This window comes from Streptomyces angustmyceticus, from assembly GCF_040701845.1.
Taxonomy (GTDB): Bacteria; Actinomycetota; Actinomycetes; order Streptomycetales; family Streptomycetaceae; genus Streptomyces; species Streptomyces angustmyceticus_A.
Map to the genome: position 1 here is coordinate 702,738 of NZ_JBFBHQ010000003.1, position 16,512 is coordinate 719,249.

14 protein-coding genes are annotated in these 16,512 nt (G+C 69.5%); 12 read left to right on the plus strand and 2 right to left on the minus strand.

The window, feature by feature from the left end; translation table 11 throughout:
• The first annotated feature begins 2 nt into the window (after nucleotides 1-2).
• The 12 genes from AB0411_RS10500 (at nucleotide 3) to AB0411_RS10555 (ending at nucleotide 14,606) form a co-directional block, all read left to right on the plus strand.
• The gene (locus AB0411_RS10500) at nucleotides 3-1,850 is read left to right on the plus strand and encodes an AGE family epimerase/isomerase (RefSeq protein WP_366416837.1); all 1,848 of its coding nucleotides are present in this window, start codon (nucleotides 3-5) and stop codon (nucleotides 1,848-1,850) included.
• Entirely contained in the window at nucleotides 1,847-2,188 is a 342-nt protein-coding gene (locus AB0411_RS10505) for an STAS domain-containing protein (RefSeq protein WP_366416838.1), read from the plus strand. The genes AB0411_RS10500 and AB0411_RS10505 overlap by 4 nt, the downstream gene beginning before the upstream one ends.
• Nucleotides 2,185-4,323: a glycogen debranching protein GlgX gene (gene glgX, locus AB0411_RS10510; protein WP_366416839.1), complete on the plus strand. Its 2,139-nt coding sequence runs from the start codon at nucleotides 2,185-2,187 to the stop codon at nucleotides 4,321-4,323. The genes AB0411_RS10505 and glgX overlap by 4 nt, the downstream gene beginning before the upstream one ends.
• An 18-nt stretch (nucleotides 4,324-4,341) precedes the next feature.
• Nucleotides 4,342-4,653, plus strand: a complete 312-nt coding sequence (locus AB0411_RS10515; protein WP_366416840.1) for an anti-sigma factor antagonist — start codon at nucleotides 4,342-4,344, stop codon at nucleotides 4,651-4,653.
• Between the two features lie 14 nt (nucleotides 4,654-4,667).
• Nucleotides 4,668-5,156, plus strand: coding sequence for an ATP-binding protein (locus tag AB0411_RS10520; protein ID WP_366416841.1), 489 nt, complete (start codon nucleotides 4,668-4,670; stop codon nucleotides 5,154-5,156).
• An 11-nt stretch (nucleotides 5,157-5,167) separates the two neighbouring features.
• Nucleotides 5,168-6,418 (plus strand): PP2C family protein-serine/threonine phosphatase, encoded by a 1,251-nt coding sequence (locus AB0411_RS10525; RefSeq protein WP_366416842.1) that lies wholly within the window; start codon nucleotides 5,168-5,170, stop codon nucleotides 6,416-6,418.
• Nucleotides 6,419-6,473: 55 nt separating this feature from the next.
• Nucleotides 6,474-7,241, plus strand: coding sequence for a MinD/ParA family protein (locus AB0411_RS10530; protein WP_366416843.1), 768 nt, complete (start codon nucleotides 6,474-6,476; stop codon nucleotides 7,239-7,241).
• A gap of 65 nt (nucleotides 7,242-7,306) precedes the next feature.
• A complete protein-coding gene (locus AB0411_RS10535) occupies nucleotides 7,307-9,397 on the plus strand; it encodes a maltotransferase domain-containing protein (protein WP_366416844.1) in 2,091 nt (696 codons plus the stop codon).
• Complete coding sequence (glgB, locus tag AB0411_RS10540) at nucleotides 9,286-11,577, plus strand: 1,4-alpha-glucan branching protein GlgB (protein WP_437041589.1); 2,292 nt, start codon at nucleotides 9,286-9,288, stop codon at nucleotides 11,575-11,577. Before AB0411_RS10535 ends, glgB begins: the two co-directional genes overlap by 112 nt.
• A 19-nt stretch (nucleotides 11,578-11,596) precedes the next feature.
• Complete coding sequence (locus AB0411_RS10545) at nucleotides 11,597-12,082, plus strand: TrkA C-terminal domain-containing protein (protein ID WP_366416846.1); 486 nt, start codon at nucleotides 11,597-11,599, stop codon at nucleotides 12,080-12,082.
• A 4-nt stretch (nucleotides 12,083-12,086) separates the two neighbouring features.
• Entirely contained in the window at nucleotides 12,087-13,334 is a 1,248-nt protein-coding gene (locus AB0411_RS10550) for a cation:proton antiporter (RefSeq protein WP_366416847.1), read from the plus strand.
• Between the two features lie 273 nt (nucleotides 13,335-13,607).
• Nucleotides 13,608-14,606 carry an SMP-30/gluconolactonase/LRE family protein gene (locus AB0411_RS10555; protein ID WP_366416848.1) on the plus strand — a complete coding sequence of 333 codons (999 nt, stop codon included), beginning with the start codon at nucleotides 13,608-13,610 and terminating at the stop codon, nucleotides 14,604-14,606.
• 81 nt (nucleotides 14,607-14,687) lie between these two features.
• Here AB0411_RS10555 and AB0411_RS10560 read toward each other — a convergent pair whose 3' ends face one another.
• Together AB0411_RS10560 and AB0411_RS10565 are read right to left on the minus strand one after the other, a co-directional pair.
• Nucleotides 14,688-15,938, minus strand: coding sequence for an MFS transporter (locus AB0411_RS10560; RefSeq protein WP_366416849.1), 1,251 nt, complete (start codon nucleotides 15,936-15,938; stop codon nucleotides 14,688-14,690).
• Nucleotides 15,939-15,988: 50 nt separating this feature from the next.
• A complete protein-coding gene (locus tag AB0411_RS10565; protein ID WP_366416850.1) occupies nucleotides 15,989-16,489 on the minus strand; it encodes a nuclear transport factor 2 family protein in 501 nt (166 codons plus the stop codon).
• Nucleotides 16,490-16,512: the final 23 nt, after the last annotated feature.

Here is a 16,512-nt window from a genome sequence, read left to right on the forward strand (position 1 = left end):
CCATGTCAGAGAGTGCCAGGAATGTCGACTTCACCTTCTCGGACACCATCGCGGGGCGGGTGTCCGGCTTCGACGGCGAGGCCCGTGTCTTCTCCGTGGTCACCGCCGACGGCCGGTCCTTCGACGTCGGCCTCGACGGTGGCCCCAGCGCGGAGCTGCTGCACAATCTGGGTGAGCCCTATCAGGATGCCACGGGTCACGTCGACGAGCTGCTGACGGAGGGCGCCTTCGTCCTCGCCTACGGCATCTTCTACCCCCACGGCGAGACGCTGCGGTTTGAGGCCAAGCGGCTGATCTTCGTAGGGCGCGACCCCGAGGACTTCCGCTTCGAGGAAGCCGGCTGGTGGATCCGGCAGATCAAGGAGATAGCCGGCTTCTACCGCAAGGCCCAGTTCGGCGACGGTCCCATCGACTTCGGTGACTACCGCACGGAGATCCGGCTCGGTGGCGACAAGACCGCCAGCCATGTCCAGGAGACGGACACCATCTCGCGGCTCGTCTACGGCATGGCCTCCGCCTTCCTGCTCACCGGTGACGACGAGTACCTGGAGGTCGCCGAGCGCGGCACCGAGTACCTGCGTGAGCACATGCGGTTCGTGGACGCGGACGACAACGTCGTGTACTGGTACCACGGCCTCAAGGTCGACGGTGACGTCGAGACGAAGCTGTTCACGTCCGAGTTCTCCGACGACTACGACGCGCTTCCCGCCTACGAGCAGATCTACGCGCTGGCCGGGCCCGTGCAGACCTACCGGGTCACCGGCGACCCGCGGATCAAGGCGGACGCGGACGCCACCATCCGGCTCTTCGACCGCTTCTACCTGGACCCCGAGGAGGGCGGCTACTTCTCGCACATCGACCCGATCCTGCTCAGCGCGCACCACTCCTCGCTCGGTCCCAACCAGGCGCGGAAGAACTGGAACTCGGTCGGTGACCACGCTCCCGCCTACCTGATCAACCTGTACCTGGCGACCGGCGAACAGAAGTACGCCGACATGCTGGAGTACACCTTCGACACGATCGTCGAACGCTTCCCCGACCTCAAGAACAGCCCGTTCGTGCAGGAGCGGTTCCACAAGGACTGGTCGCACGACACCACCCACGGGTGGCAGCAGAACCGCGCGGTCATCGGGCACAACCTGAAGATCGCCTGGAATCTCATGCGCATGAACGCGCTGCGTCCGAAGGACGTCTATCTGGAGACGGCCGTCTCCCTCGGCGAGTCCATGCCGGAGGTCGGCAGCGATCGCCAGCGGGGCGGTTGGTACGACGTGGTGGAACGCGTCAAGGCGGACGGTGAGGAGAGGTTCCGCTTCGCCTGGCACGACCGCAAGGCATGGTGGCAGCAGGAGCAGGCGATCCTCGCCTATCTGATCCTGCACGGTGTCACCGGGCGTGCGGACTTCCGCTCCGAGGCGCGTGACGCCCAGTCGTTCTACAACGCGTTCTTCCTCGACCACGACGAGGGCGCCGTCTACTTCAACACCATGGCCAGCGGCCTGCCCTACCTCCTCGGGGTGGAACGCCTCAAGGGCAGCCACTCCATGTCGATGTACCACTCGGCCGAGCTGTGCTATCTGGCGGCCGTCTACAACAACCTGCTCGTCAACGGGAAGGCGATGGACTTCTGGTTCAAGCCCGACCCCGCCCTGGTCGAGGACCGCATCCTGCGGGTCGCTCCCGACCTGCTGCCGGCCGGAACGGTGCGCATCGCGGCCGTGGAGATCGACGGTGAGGAGCACACCGATTTCCACGCGCAGGGCCTGACCGTCCGACTGCCCGAGACCTCGGGCCGGGTCAAGGTCAAGGTCCGCCTCGAGCCCAACTTCCGCACGGAGGTGTCCGGATGACCGTCAAGGTCAGCTCGCAGGTACTCGCCGGTGCCACGGTCGTCGCCCTGGAGGGCGAGATCAACTCCACCACCTCCGGCGGGCTGCAGTCCCAGCTGCTGTCGTTCATCGGGCGCGGCTCCGTGGTCCTGATCGACCTCACCGGGATCTCGTACATCTCCAGTGCCGGCCTGCGCACCCTGCTCATCGTGCACCGCCACGCCCAGCAGTGGGACGCCGAGATCACTCTGGTCGGTCTCTCCGAGGAGGTCTCGTTCGTCATGTCCGCCACGGGGTTCCTGGACTTCTTCAGGATCGCCGAAGACCTGGACGCCGAGCTGGAACGTGCGGGCCGATGAGTACACAGGACATCCGGGAGCGCATCGACGCCTTTCCGACGCACCGGATCGGCCCGTATCGGGTCAGGGCGGGCCGGCCCTTCCCCTACGGCGCCACCCCGGTGCCCGGCGGCGTCAATTTCTCGGTCTATTCCGACGGCGCGGACACGATGAGCCTGGTGCTCTTCGAGCGGGGCGCCACCCAGCCCAGTGCCGAACTGGAGTTCCCTCCGGAGTTCCGCACCGGCAGCGTGTACGCCATGACGGTCTTCGGGCTCGACGCGGAGAACCTGGAGTACGGGTTCCGGGCCGACGGCCCCTTCGACCCGGAGCGCGGCGACCGCTTCGACGCCGGCAAGGTGCTCAGCGACCCCTACGCGCGGCTGATCTCCGGGCGCGCGGTGTGGGGCCGGGAGCCGGACTGGGACAACGTCTACCACTATCGCGCGCAGGTGCTGAACGACGACTTCGACTGGGGCGGCGACCGGCCGCTGCGCATCCCCGCCGAGGACCTGGTGATCTACGAGACGCATGTCCGCGGCTTCACCCGCCACCCCTCCTCGAAGGTGTCTGCGCCGGGCACGTACGCCGGGATGCGGGAGAAGATCCCGTACCTGCAGGAGCTGGGCGTCAACTGCCTGGAACTGCTGCCCGTGTTCGAGTTCGACGAGCTGGACAATCCGCGCACCGATCCGGTGACCGGTGAGCGGCTGTACAACTACTGGGGCTACAACACCGTCTCGTTCTTCGCGCCCAAGGCGGGCTACGCAGCCACCGGCCCCTTCGGGATGCAGGCCGACGAGTTCAAGTCGCTGGTCAAGGAGTTGCACAAGGCGGGGATCGAAGTGATCCTCGACGTGGTCTTCAACCACACGGCCGAAGGAAACGAGCAGGGCCCGACCATCTCGTTCCGCGGTCTCGACAACGCCACGTACTACATGCTGACCCCGCGCGGCGAGTACTACAACTTCAGTGGCACCGGCAACACCGTCAACTGCAACCACCCCGTGGTCCGCGACTTCGTGCTCTCCTGCCTGCGCCACTGGGTCGCCGAGTACCACATCGACGGGTTCCGGTTCGATCTCGCGGCCATCCTCGACCGGGCTCCGGACGGCACCCCGCTGCCCAACCCGCCACTGCTCGAACAGCTGGCGCACGACCCGATCCTGCGTCACACGAAGCTGATCGCCGAGGCGTGGGACGCGGCCGGGCTGTACCAGGTGGGCAACTTCCCCAACTACGGCCGCTGGTCGGAGTGGAACGGGAAGTACCGCGACACGGTCCGGCGCTTCGTCAAGGGCGAGCCGGGACTCGTCGGTGAGCTGGCGACCCGGATGGCCGGCTCGCCCGACCTGTACCAGGGCCGGACCTCGTCCGCGTCGGTCAACTTCATCACCGCCCACGACGGCTTCTCCCTGGCCGACCTGGTCTCGTACAACGACAAGCACAACGAGGCCAACGGCGAGAACAACAACGACGGAGCCAACGACAACAACAGCTGGAACTGCGGAGAAGAGGGGCCCAGCGCCTCCTCGCACATCCGCCGGCTGAGGGTGCGGCAGATGAAGAACCTGCTGACGATCCTGCTGACGAGCCAGGGCATTCCGATGATTCTGGCCGGGGACGAGGTCGGCCGCACCCAGCTCGGCAACAACAACACCTACTGCCAGGACAACGAGCTGTCCTGGTTCGACTGGGGGCTCGTCGAGGCCCATGCCGAACTCCTCCGGTTCGTCACCCTGCTGATCGCCTTCCGGCACGCGCACCCGGTCCTGCGCTCCAGTGACCATCCGACCGGTACGGACCGGGTCGGCAGCGGCTATCCCGATGTCAGCTGGCACGGCGTCCGCGCCTGGGCTCCGGACTGGGCCGACCACGGCCGGGTGCTCGCGATGATGCGGTGCGGCCGTCACGCCAAGGGCGGCAGCGTGGACGACGACCATGTGTACGTCGCCGTGAACGCGCACTGGGAGGCGCACGACCTGGAGCTGCCCGCGCTGCCCCACGGGCAGCGGTGGCACCTGTTCGCCGACACGGGCGCTGCCGTTCATCCCCCCGGCGCCGAGCCGGAGCTCCAGCACCCCGGGCGCTACCACCTGGGGCCCCACTCCGCGGTCGTCCTCGTGGGACGCGCGGCTCATCAGACGTCCGCTTGACCCAGAAGGAGAACCATCGTGTCTTTCGACGTGAGGCTGAGGATCAACGACAAGGTCGCCACCATCGAACTCACGGGCGAGCTGGACGCCTCGACGGCGCGCGAGTTCCACGACACCGTCGGCCAGGCGGCCGGGGCCGGTGCCGTCGAACTGGTCATCCGCGCCGAGCGGCTCGGCTACCTCTCCAGTGCGGGCCTGCGCTCCCTGGTCTTCGCCCGCCAGAAGATGGGGGACGAGGTGCGCATCGCCATCGTGGGCGCGTCCGAGCCGGTGGCGCGGACCATCCGGCTCGCCGGATTCGACCACAGCATCGATCTCGTGGACGCCTGAAGGGACGTACCGAGATGACGTTCGACTTCGAGGCCGCAGGGGCCGGAAGGGCAGCGGGCGTCGCACGGCCGCCCGGGTGCGGCAGGGCGAACGGACTCTGTGTTTCCGCGACGATCGATTCGCTCGAGCCGGTGTCCGACTTCGTTCTCGGTCTGGGCAAGCGGGCCCGCCTTCCGGAGAGCTCCCTGTACCGGTTCCGCCTGGCGGCCGACGAGCTGGCCACGAACATCGTCCTGCACGGATACCGCGGCGAGCCGGGCGAGATCGCCGTGGACGGCGGGATCGACCCGGGCGACGTATGGGTCCGCTTCCAGGACGACGCCCCGGCGTTCGACCCCAGGCAGGGCATGCGCGAGCCCGCGCTCGACGTGCCGCTCGCCGAGCGGCAGATCGGCGGCCTGGGCGTTTTCCTGGCGTTCACAGCGGTGGACACCTTCGATTACGAGCTCGTCGCGGGGCGCAATGTGAGCACCCTGGTGATGCGCCGGCCGGCAGTGGAGTAGACGAGGCGGAGATGGCGCAGACGAGAGTGCTGATACTGGATGAGCGGCGGGACGTTCCAGCTGGGTTGTCCAAGGCGCTGGACGCCGTGGGCGCCGAGGCGCACACCTGCACACCGGGCGACGTGCTGGCGGCGTCGCCCGGCCGGATGCCGGCGGTGACCACTCTGCTCGCGAACGCCACGCTGTCGCCGCACACCGTCAGGTCGGTGGCCCGGAGGCTGGCGGACGAGGGACAGCAACCCATCGTGGTGGCGTACGCGGAGCACGATCTGCACCTCCTCGACGGCCATGTGCGGGCGGGCTCGGACTATTTGCTCCCGCCGTTTCATCCCGTGCTGGTGGAGGCGCGGCTGCGCGACTGCCATCAACACGCCGAACTCAACCGGAGCATGGAGGAGGTCGCCGCGCACGCCGAACTGCTCAGCTATGAGCGCGAGTTGGAAATAGGCCGCGAAATCCAGCTGGGTTTCCTGCCGGACTCGCTTCCCAGCCCCGACGACTGGAACATCCGGGTGCGCTTCCGGCCCGCCCGGACCGTGGCCGGGGACTTCTACGACGTGTTCGAACTGGTCAACCGGCGCCGGCTGGCCCTCGTCGTGGCCGACGTATGCGACAAGGGCGTCGGCGCGGCCCTGTTCATGGCGCTCATCCGCTCGCTGCTGCGGCACACCGCGGAGCAGAGCGGCCTGCAGAACCTCATCGCGGCGGACCTCTTGGGAGAGGACCCCGGCGGGGCCGAGCACACGCGGGCCATTCCGGTCGTCGGCGCCACCCCGCTGCTGAACGCGGTCGTGGGCACCAACAGCTATCTCACCCGCAATCACATCGAGCAGGGTTACTTCGCCACCATGTTCTTCGGCGTCCTGGACCCGGTCACCGGCAACCTCGTCTACATCAACGGTGGACACAACCCACCCGTCCTCGTGAGCGGAAGCGGTGCCGAACCGGTGCTGCTCCAGCCGACGGGACCGGCCGTGGGGGTCATGCCGGACTGCACCTTCTCCCTGGGGTACGCACAGATCAGCCCCGGGGACACGCTCTTCATCTACACCGACGGGGTCACCGAGGCCCGCTCGGAGACCGGGCGCTTCTTCGGGGAGGACCTCCTCATCCAGCAGTTGACCGAGGCCATCGTGCGCGGCGAGGAGCTGCTCGACCACATGGACGGCGCGCTGAGCGCCTTCGTCGGGCAGGCCGAACAGTCCGATGACATCACGATGCTGGCCGTGCACTGGCAAGGGCCGGCCGGGGCCGCCGGCTGACCGGCACCGTTCACCGGCCGGCGTGCCGGATTCCAGAAACCGTCAGGTGGAGATCATGTCGCAGATCATCACGGTGCACTCCTACCGAGGAGGCACCGGCAAATCCAGTACGGCCGCCAACCTCGGGCTGCTGCTGGCCTCCTCGGGCCTGCGGGTCGCTTTGGTGGACACCGACATCCAGACGCCTGCTCTGGACGTGATATTCGGCGACGTGGCGTTGCCGGCACGGCGGTCGCTCACCGATTACCTCATCGGCCGCTGCGAGATCGAGGAGGCGGCGTACGCCGTCGACCAGACCGTCGGTCACGACGGCTTCTTCCTCGTGCCGGCCAGGAGCCAGGCCACGGGTGTCAACGAAATCATGGGGCGTGGCTATGACGTGGGTCTGCTGCGCGAGGGCTTCGACCGGCTCATCGACACCCTGGCTCTCGACGTGCTGCTGCTCGACACGCACGCAGGCTTCAACAACGAAACCGTCACCGCGATGGCGAGTTCGGACGCGCTCGTCGTCGTGACCCGGGCCGAACGCCTGGACCTCGCGGGTGCCAAGGAGACGATGGCACTGGCGAGCCGGCTCGGCTTCGGCGCCATGAGCATCGCCGTGAACATGGCCCCCGACGGCGCCGTGGCCGACCGGCTGCGCGGCGATGTGGAGACCGCGTACAACACCCGCATCACCACCGTGCTGCCGTACGCGCCCGAGATGGCGTCGCTCGCAGGGGAGCGGGTGTTCTCCACGGCGTATCCGCACCACCCGCTGGTGTCGGGATACCGCCGGATCATCGCCGAGGTCAGCAACGGGACCACCGCGATCCGACGCTGACCGCTCGCACCACCGAGCACCTACTTTCCAGCGACCGCACCCCGGTGCGAGGAGGCACGAGCACTATGGAGGGCAAGCTCATGCAGCGCGACGCGACGCGCCCGGCCGCCGGAGGCGCACCGCCGGCCGGCGGGCCGGCCGGCCGGCCGGGATCGGGGCCAGGGGTGGGCCGTATCCCCATCGTGGACGTGCTTCCCCAGGTGGACGGCGGCCGCACCCCTGTCCGCTCCGTACCCGAGGAAGCGTTCGAGGTCTCGGCCACCGTCTTCCGGGAGGGGCATGACGCGGTCGCCGCCGGCGTGGTGCTCACCGACCCCCACGGCAACGCGGGCGGCTGGGTCCCGATGCGTCTCGTGGCTCCCGGGACGGACCGCTACACCGCATGGATCACCGCCGGACACGAGGGCGAGTGGACCTATCGGGTGGAAGCGTGGACGGACCCCTGGGCAACGTGGCGCCGGGCTGCGGAGATCAAGGTGCCCGCCGGGAGCGAGTCCGCCCTCGTCCTGGAAGAAGGCGCGTTGCTCCTGGAGGAGATTGCCGGCGCGGTCCCGGACGACGCGGCAGGGCAGCTGACCGCGGCGGCCGGGCTGCTGCGGGACGGGCGCCTCGGCGCGGAGGAGCGGCTCGCCGCTGTCACCGGTTCCGCCGTGACCACCCTGCTCGCCGCACACCCGCTGCGCAGGCTGCTCACCCGCTCGCCCGAACTGCCGCTGCGGGTGGACCGGAAACGCGCGCTCTACGGCGCGTGGTACGAGTTCTTCCCGCGGTCCGAGGGAGCCGTCGTCCCCCGGGCGGCGGACGGTGTGGCGCAGCCTCCGCGGTCGGGCACGCTGCGGACCGCGGCCAAGCGCTTGGAGGCCGTGGCGGACATGGGCTTCGACGTGGTCTATCTGCCGCCGGTGCATCCGATAGGTACGACCCACCGCAAGGGCGCGGGCAACTCGCTCGAAGCGGGTCCGCACGATCCGGGCTCGCCCTGGGCGATCGGCTCTGCCGACGGCGGCCACGATGCGATCCATCCGGACCTGGGAACGCTCGAGGACTTCGACCACTTCGTGGCGCGGGCCGGTGAGCTGGGGCTCGAAGTGGCGCTGGACTTCGCCCTGCAGTGCTCCCCCGACCACCCGTGGGTCACCGAGCACCCCGAGTGGTTCCGGCACCGTGCCGACGGTTCGATCGCGTTCGCCGAGAATCCGCCGAAGAAGTACCAGGACATCTACCCGATCGACTTCGACACCGATCCGGACGGGCTGCACACGGAGTGCCTGCGCGTGCTGCGGCACTGGATGGACCACGGAGTACGGATCTTCCGCGTCGACAATCCGCACACCAAGCCGGTCGCCTTCTGGGAACGGCTGATCGGCACGGTGCACGCGAGCGATCCCGATGTGCTCTTCCTCGCCGAGGCCTTCACCCGCCCGGCCATGCTGCACGCCCTGGCGCGCGTGGGATTCCACCAGTCGTACACGTACTTCACCTGGCGCAACTCCAAGGACGAGGTGGAGTCCTACCTCTCCGAGCTGGCCGGCCTCGGCGGTGAGGAGAGCTCGGCCTACCTGCGGCCCAATCTCTTCGTGAACACGCCCGACATCCTCAACGCCTACCTCCAGTACGGCGGCCGGGCGGCCTTTGCGGCACGTGCCGTGCTCGCCGCGACAGCCGGTCCCACATGGGGCGTGTACGCCGGGTACGAGCTGTATGAGAACGTCCCCATGGGGCCCGGGAGCGAGGAGTACCTGGACTCCGAAAAGTTCCAGCTCCGTCCGCGCGACTGGGCGGGCGCGGAGGCCGCGGGCGACTCCCTGACCTCGTTGATCCGTGCCCTCAACGACATCCGGCGTGCCCACCCGGCCCTGCACCAGTTGCGCAACCTTCGCTTCCACCGCACCGACAGCGACGCGGTGATCTGCTTCTCCAAGCGGGACGCCGGCGGCGACTGGGTCCTCGTCGTGCTCAACCTCGATCCGCACGAGACGCGCGAGGCCACGGTCACCCTCGACCTGCCCGCGCTGGGACTGGAGCGCTCGGAGACCTTCGAGGTGTGCGATGCCCTGTCCGGCGAGCGCTACCGCTGGGGCCGCGACAACTACGTACGCCTCGATCCACAGCACCGAGTGGCCCACATTCTCACGGACGGGACTCCGCAGTCGTGACCACCGCACAGCACCCAACGGCCCTGGCCGCCACCCATCTCAAGCGGCTCACCACGGGAGACCTCAGTGATCCGCACGCGCTGCTCGGCCCGCACCCGGCCGCCGAGGGCACGACCGTGCGGGTGCTGCGGCCACTCGCCGACCAGGTGTGGCTGACCGCGCCGTCGGGCGAACCGCTGGCTGAACTGGAGCACCAGGGCGAGGGGGTGTTCGCGGGCAGGCTGCCGGGCACGGTCGTTCCTGATTACCGGGTGCGTGTCCACTACGGCGCCGAGGTGTTCGACTACGACGATCCCTACCGCTTCGTGCCCACCCTCGGTGAGCTCGACCTGCACCTGATCCGCGAGGGCCGGCACGAGCAGCTGTGGCAGGTGCTGGGAGCGCGGGTGAGCGAGCACGAGTCCGGCTGGGGCACCGCCCCCGGCACGGCCTTCGCCGTGTGGGCCCCGAACGCCCGTGCGGTGCGTGTGATCGGCGACTTCAACCATTGGGACGGCAGGACCCACCCGATGCGCTCACTCGGCGCCGGCGGGGTGTGGGAGCTGTTCGTCCCGGGCATCGGCGAGGGCTGCCGGTACAAGTACGAGATCCTCACCCCGGACGGCCGCTGGATCCAGAAGGCGGATCCCCTCGCCACCTCGGCGGAGCCGGCGCCGGGCACGGCCTCCCTCGTCTTCCGCTCCCGCCACGACTGGGGGGACGGCGCCTGGATGGCCCGGCGCGGCGAACGTACCGTGGACCGGGCCGCGATGAGCGTCTATGAGGTGCACCTGGGATCGTGGCGGCCCGGCCTCGGCTACCGCGAGCTGGCGGTCGAACTGCCGGCCTACGTCAAGGCGCTGGGCTTCACGCACGTCGAGTTCATGCCGGTGGCGGAGCATCCGTTCGGGGGCTCCTGGGGCTACCAAGTGTCCTCGTACTACGCCCCGGCGGCGGGCCTCGGAAGCCCTGATGACTTCCGGGCCCTGGTCGACGCGCTGCACCGGGCGGGCATCGGCGTCATCGTGGACTGGGTCCCCGCCCACTTTCCCAAGGACGAGTGGGCCCTGGCCCGCTTCGACGGGCCCGCGCTGTACGAGCACCCGGATCCACGCCGCGGAGAGCACCCCGACTGGGGAACGCTCGTCTTCGACTACGGGCGCAACGAGGTGCGCAACTTCCTCGTCGCGAACGCGGTGTACTGGTGCGAGGAGTTCCACATCGACGGCCTGCGGGTCGATGCCGTCGCCTCCATGCTCTACCTCGACTACTCGCGGGCCGACGGCGCATGGCTGCCGAACGTGTACGGAGGCCGCGAGAACCTGGAAGCGGTGGAGTTCCTCCAGGAGGTGAACGCCACGGTGCCCCGGCGCTGCCCCGGTGCGCTGACCATCGCGGAGGAGTCCACGGCATGGGACGGCGTCACCCGGCGCACCGACCGCGGAGGGCTCGGCTTCGCCCTGAAGTGGAACATGGGCTGGATGCACGACTCGCTGTCGTACATGGCGGAGGACCCGGTGCACCGGCAGTACCACCACCACTCCATGACGTTCCCGATGGTGTACGCGTACGCGGAGAACTACACCCTGCCGATCAGCCACGACGAGGTCGTGCACGGCAAGGGCTCGCTGCTGACCAAGATGCCCGGAGACCGCTGGCAGCAGCTGGCCAACCTGCGCGCCTTCCTCTCCTTCATGTGGGCGTTCCCCGGCAAGCCGCTCCTGTTCATGGGCCAGGAGTTCGCCCAGGACTCCGAGTGGTCCCACGAGCGCGGCCCGGACTGGTCCCTGCTCCGGCACGGCTCGCACACGACCGTGCGCGACCTGGTGCGCGACCTCAACCGCCACTACCTCGACGACCCCGCGCTGTGGAGCCTCGACACCCGGCCGGAGGGCTTCAGCTGGATCGACGCGGACGCAGCCGAGGACAACGTCTACTCCTTCGTGCGGCACGGGGAGGGGGGCGAGTCGCTGGTGTGCGTCTTCCACTTCCAGCCCACGGTCCGGCGCGACTTCCGCCTGGCCCTGCCTCAGGCAGGCACGTGGACCGAAGTGCTCAACACGGACGCGGCCCGGTACGGAGGCTCCGGGGTCACCAATCCCGGGGGCCTCGACGGCGTTCCCGAACCCCGCCAGGGCCTGGCGGCGAGCGCGAGCGTGGTCCTGCCGCCGCTGGGCGGCGTGTGGTTCCGCAAGCAATGACGCAGCCTAAGGAGGCACCATGCCTGCTCCCCGCCTGAGGACCACCCCGCTGCCCGGCATCGGGGTGCAGTACGAGCTCACCACGCGGCGGCACGACACGTTGTCGGTGATCGCGCACCGTGACAGCAAGCGCACCCTGAACGTGCACCACGACGACGATCCGGACTCGGCGGGCATCTCCCTGGTGCTGACCGGCCCGGAGGCCCTGTCCCTGGCCGACGCCCTGCTTCCCGGCCACAACAACCCGAACCTGCTGCACACCAGCGACTTCGGGCTGCTGGCCGAGCAGATCACGGTCACCGGAACCTCGTACTGGAACGGGCGCACCCTGGGGGAGACGAGGATGCGCACCGACACCGGAGCCTCCATCGTCGCCGTCATGCGCCGGTCCCACGCGATCCCCTCGCCCGGACCCGACTTCCGTCTGCACGGGGGCGACATCGTGATCGTCATCGGTACCAGGGAAGGCGTGGACAGCGCCCACGAGATCCTCGAGCGGGGCTGATCACGTGCACTCGGCGGTCTTTCTGATCGAGTTCGGTGCGATCGTGCTGGCGCTCGGCCTGCTCGGCCGCTTCGCCGTACGCCTCAAGTTCTCGCCGATCCCGCTCTACCTGCTGGCGGGACTGCTGTTCGGCGCGGGCGGCGTGATCCCCCTGGGCGGCAGCGAGGAATTCATCGAGGTCGGCGCAGACATCGGCATCGTGCTGCTGCTCCTGATGCTCGGTCTGGAGTACACGGCGGGCGATCTCGTCGGTCACCTCAAGTCGCACGCCCCCGCGGGAGTCGTCGACTTCCTGCTCAACGCGCTGCCCGGAGCCGGGGCGGCGCTGCTGCTCGGCTGGGGGCCGGTGGCCGCCGTGGTGCTCGCGGGCGTCACCTGGGTCTCGTCGTCCGGCGTCATCGCGAAGGTCCTCGGCGACCTGGGCCGCCTCGGCAACCGGGAGAGCCCGGTCATCCTCAGCATCCTCGTCCTCGAAGACCTCGCCATGGCGCTCTACCTTCCGATCCTGACGGCGGTGCTGGCCGGTTCGGGCTGGCTGGCGGGCGGTCTGACGCTGGGCATCGCGCTCGCGGCGGTCGGTACCGTCCTGCTCGTCGCGGTGCGCTACGGGCGGGTCATCTCGCGTTTCGTGTCCAGCGACGACCCGGAGAAGCTGTTGCTCGTCGTCCTGGGAACGACGCTGCTCGTCGCCGGCGTCGCCCAGCAGCTGCAGGTCTCGGCGGCCGTGGGGGCGTTCCTCGTGGGAATCGCCCTGTCCGGTGAGGTGGCCGAGAACACCCATCATCTGCTGATGCCGCTGCGGGACCTCTTCGCCGCGGTGTTCTTCGTGTTCTTCGGACTGAGCACCGACCCCAGCACCGTCCCGTCGGTGCTGCCGCCCGCCCTCGGGCTGGCGGTGCTCACCGTCCTGACGAAGATCGGTACCGGGTACTGGGCGGCGAAGCGCGCCGGCATCGCGGAACGGGGCCGGTGGCGGGCCGGTGGCGCCCTGGTCGCGCGGGGCGAGTTCTCCATCGTCATCGCCGGCCTCGCGGTCTCCGCCGGTGCGGTCGACCCCTCCCTCGGGCCGCTGGCCACCGCCTACGTCCTGCTGTTGGTCGTCATGGGCCCTCTGGCGGCCCGTTTCACGGAGCCGATCGCGCAGCGGATCACCCTGTGGCGCGGCAAGGAGTATCCCGGCACGAGTCCGGGACGGCGGTCCCTGATGCCACGGCCGGTCGAGCCGGAGCCCACGGCCGCGGCATCCGAATGATGCGGCGGCCGGGGCCGGTCTCCTCCCGAGGCCGATACGGAAGCCTTCGTACCATGCGGAACTTCGTCGATCACCTACCAAAGTCGCCGTTTTTTCACAGGTGATATCGGGCTCGGCCTCCCGGCCCCACAAGGCCGTTCACCTCGCACTCTGCGTTCCGATCAGCGCCTGGGCCCGCTTCCGCCGTCCCCAACTCTCGTTCGGATACCGCCAAATGGTCCTCGACGCCCTGCCGGGGGCCGCCCGGCGTTTCCCGTTCCGAAACGAGGACCCATGTATCCGACACTCGCTCGCCGACGGTTCACCGCCTGCGCTCTCGCCCTGGCCTGTGCCCTCGCCGTCGGGATCACGGCACCGGTCACCGATGCCCGAGCGGACGGCTCGGGCGCCCGGGCTCTGACCGTCACCCGGGCCATCGCTCTGCCCGGCAAGCAGGCCTATCCGGAAAGCATGGCCACCGACCCGAGAACCGGCGACCTCTACGTCACCTCGTTCTCCACCGGGGCGGTCTACCGCGCACCCGCCGGCCGGACGGAGGCCACCGTCTTCCTGCCTCAAGGGACGGACGGCCGGACCCAGGCCATGGGGACCGAGGTCGATGCGCACGGCCGGCTCTGGGTCAACGACGCGGACGGGGTGACGGTGTACGACACGGCCAACGGCACCCGTCTGGCCCGCTTCCTCAGCCCGACGCCGGGCAAGTCGCTGCTCGACGACCTCGCTCTGACGCCCGACGGCACGGCCTACATCACCGACTCGCTGCGCCAGCTCGTCTACCGACTGCCCGCCACCACCATCGAGGACACCATCGCGAAGGGCGGCAGCGCCACCCTGGCCACCGGGTTCGACCTGAACAACGTCGTCGCCCCCCACCCGGAGGGCGCCATCACCCTGAACGGCATCGAATCGGACCCGACCGGCAAGTACCTGATCACTGCGGACATGGCCTCCGGAGACCTGTTCCGGCTCGCACCCGCCACCGGCGGCATCCACAAGCTGACGGTGACCGGCGGAAGTCCGGTCTCCGCCGACGGCCTGCTCTGGGAGAAGGACAGTTTGTGGGCCGTCCAGTTCGGCTCGGACAGCATCAGCCGGCTCACGCTGTCCGCGGACCGTACGCGCGCGTCCGTCGCGAGCCACCTCACCGACCCGGCCCTCGAACACCCGACAGCGCTCATACGCAAGGACGGATCCCTGCACGTGCTCCGCTCACAGTTCGGCTCCGCCACCCTCGACCTGCCGTTCTCGGTGGCCCGGGTGAGCGGCATCTGAACGACGGCGCCCGTTGCCGCGGCACCCGAGGGTGCCGCGGCAACGGGCGGTCCGGGCGCTTCCGGGGCGCCGCCGCGGAGCTCAGCCTCCGGTGGAGACCGGCGTGTGGTCGTTCACCGCGGCCGGCGCGGAGCCGGCGACCGGGCCCTGGGCGGCGGGCACCTTGAGGAACCGGGTGGCCCATACCGCGGGCAGCGCGAGGACAGCGAAGATCAGCGCGGTCAGCGGGACGTCATCGATACCGAAGGTGGCCAGGGCCCAGCCGCCGACCGCGGCGCCCGCGGCGACACCCACGTTCGCGGCGGACGCGCCCAGGGTGGCGGCCAGATCGGCGCCCTCCCCGGCCAGCGAGATGACGCGCAGCTGGAGCGACGGGGTGACCCCGAAACCGACGATGCCCCAGAGCGCCAGGGCCACACCGACCAGCAGCGGGCTCTCCCGGAAGAAGTACAGGCCGAGCAGGCCCACGATGAGCACTCCGTTGCCCACCAGCAGGGTCCGCGAGGCATTGATGTCGGCGAAGCGCCCGCCCGCGAAGGTGCCGATCGCGCTGAACACACCGAAGATCATCAGGAAGGCGCTCACCGCGGCGCTCTGGATACCGGTGACGTCCTCCAAGAACGCCGCCAGATAGGTGAAGGCGATGAACTGCGAGCCCATGAGCAGCACCTCGGCCGCCAGCATGGCCAGCACCCGGGGGTGGAAGGCGTGTTGGACCTGGGAGCCCAGGCCGCCGGAACCGCTGCTCCTGACGGACGGCACCCAGATCGTGATCACGACGAGGGCGATGAGCCCGAGGGCGGCCACGCCGGCGAACGTGGCCTGCCAGCCGAGGTTCTGGCCCAGCAGGGTGCCGAGCGGCACACCGAGCACGGTCGACACGGAGATGCCGCCGAAGACCAGGCCGACGGCCTGACCGCGGCGCTCGGGGGCGACCAGCCCGGTGGCGACGGCGGAGGCCGCACCGAGGAACAGGCCGTGCAGGGCGCCGCAGAGTACCCGCGCGACGACCAGCAGGCCGAAGAGCCCGGCGAAGACCGCGGCGAGGTTGCCGAGGACGAAGACGGCGAGCGCTGCGCACAGGAGGGTGTGACGCGGCATCCGGATGGTTGCCGCCGTGACGATCGGGCCGCCGATGGAGATGCCGAGCGCGTAGGCGGTGACCAGCAGTCCCGCCGTGCTCAGCGAGACGTCCAGATCGTCGGCGATGAGATTGAGGACGCCGACGATGACCAGTTCGGCAGTGCCGATGACGAAAGCGCCCAGGCCGAGGGCGCCCAGGGCGAGTTTGTTGCGGGTCTCGCCGGGCCCCGATGTGGTGGCGGTACTCATGGGAGAGCCACTCCTTGGGAAGGGAACGGAAGCAGGGTGCGAAGGCGCGGTCAGGCGTACTCGAGGTTGAGCCGGGCTATGCGACCGTCGCGCACCTCGAACTCGTAGTGGGCCTCGAAGCCGCCGGCACCACCGGGGGCGAAGCGCACGAGCAGCGTCGTGCCGTTGGTCCGGGGGGTGTTCTTCAGGACGGTGAGCTTGCCGCCGATGACCTCGTCGCGGGCCCAGTCGCGGATCTCGTCGTGTCCGGTGTACTTCCTCCCCACGTCCACGAGTTGGGCATCGGCATGGAAGGCGTTCACCAGCGCCTCGAGGTTCTTGTCGGCCACGGCGTCGACGTAGGCCTGGGCAGCGGGGTCCACTGCCGGGTCCTTCCGGTCCTCGCGCACGGTGTCGTGGGGCGCCTGCTCAGGCGTCCCCTTCGCCGGGTCCGGTGACGGGGCCTGCCGGGTGGTTCCCGGTGGGCCGCCGGACTGCTCGGGGCCTTCGGAGCAGCCGGCCAGCAGCAGGGCGGTCAGGGAGAGGGCGGGAACGAGGGGGCGGTACGGCAAGGTGGTCTCCCCGGGGTAGTGGC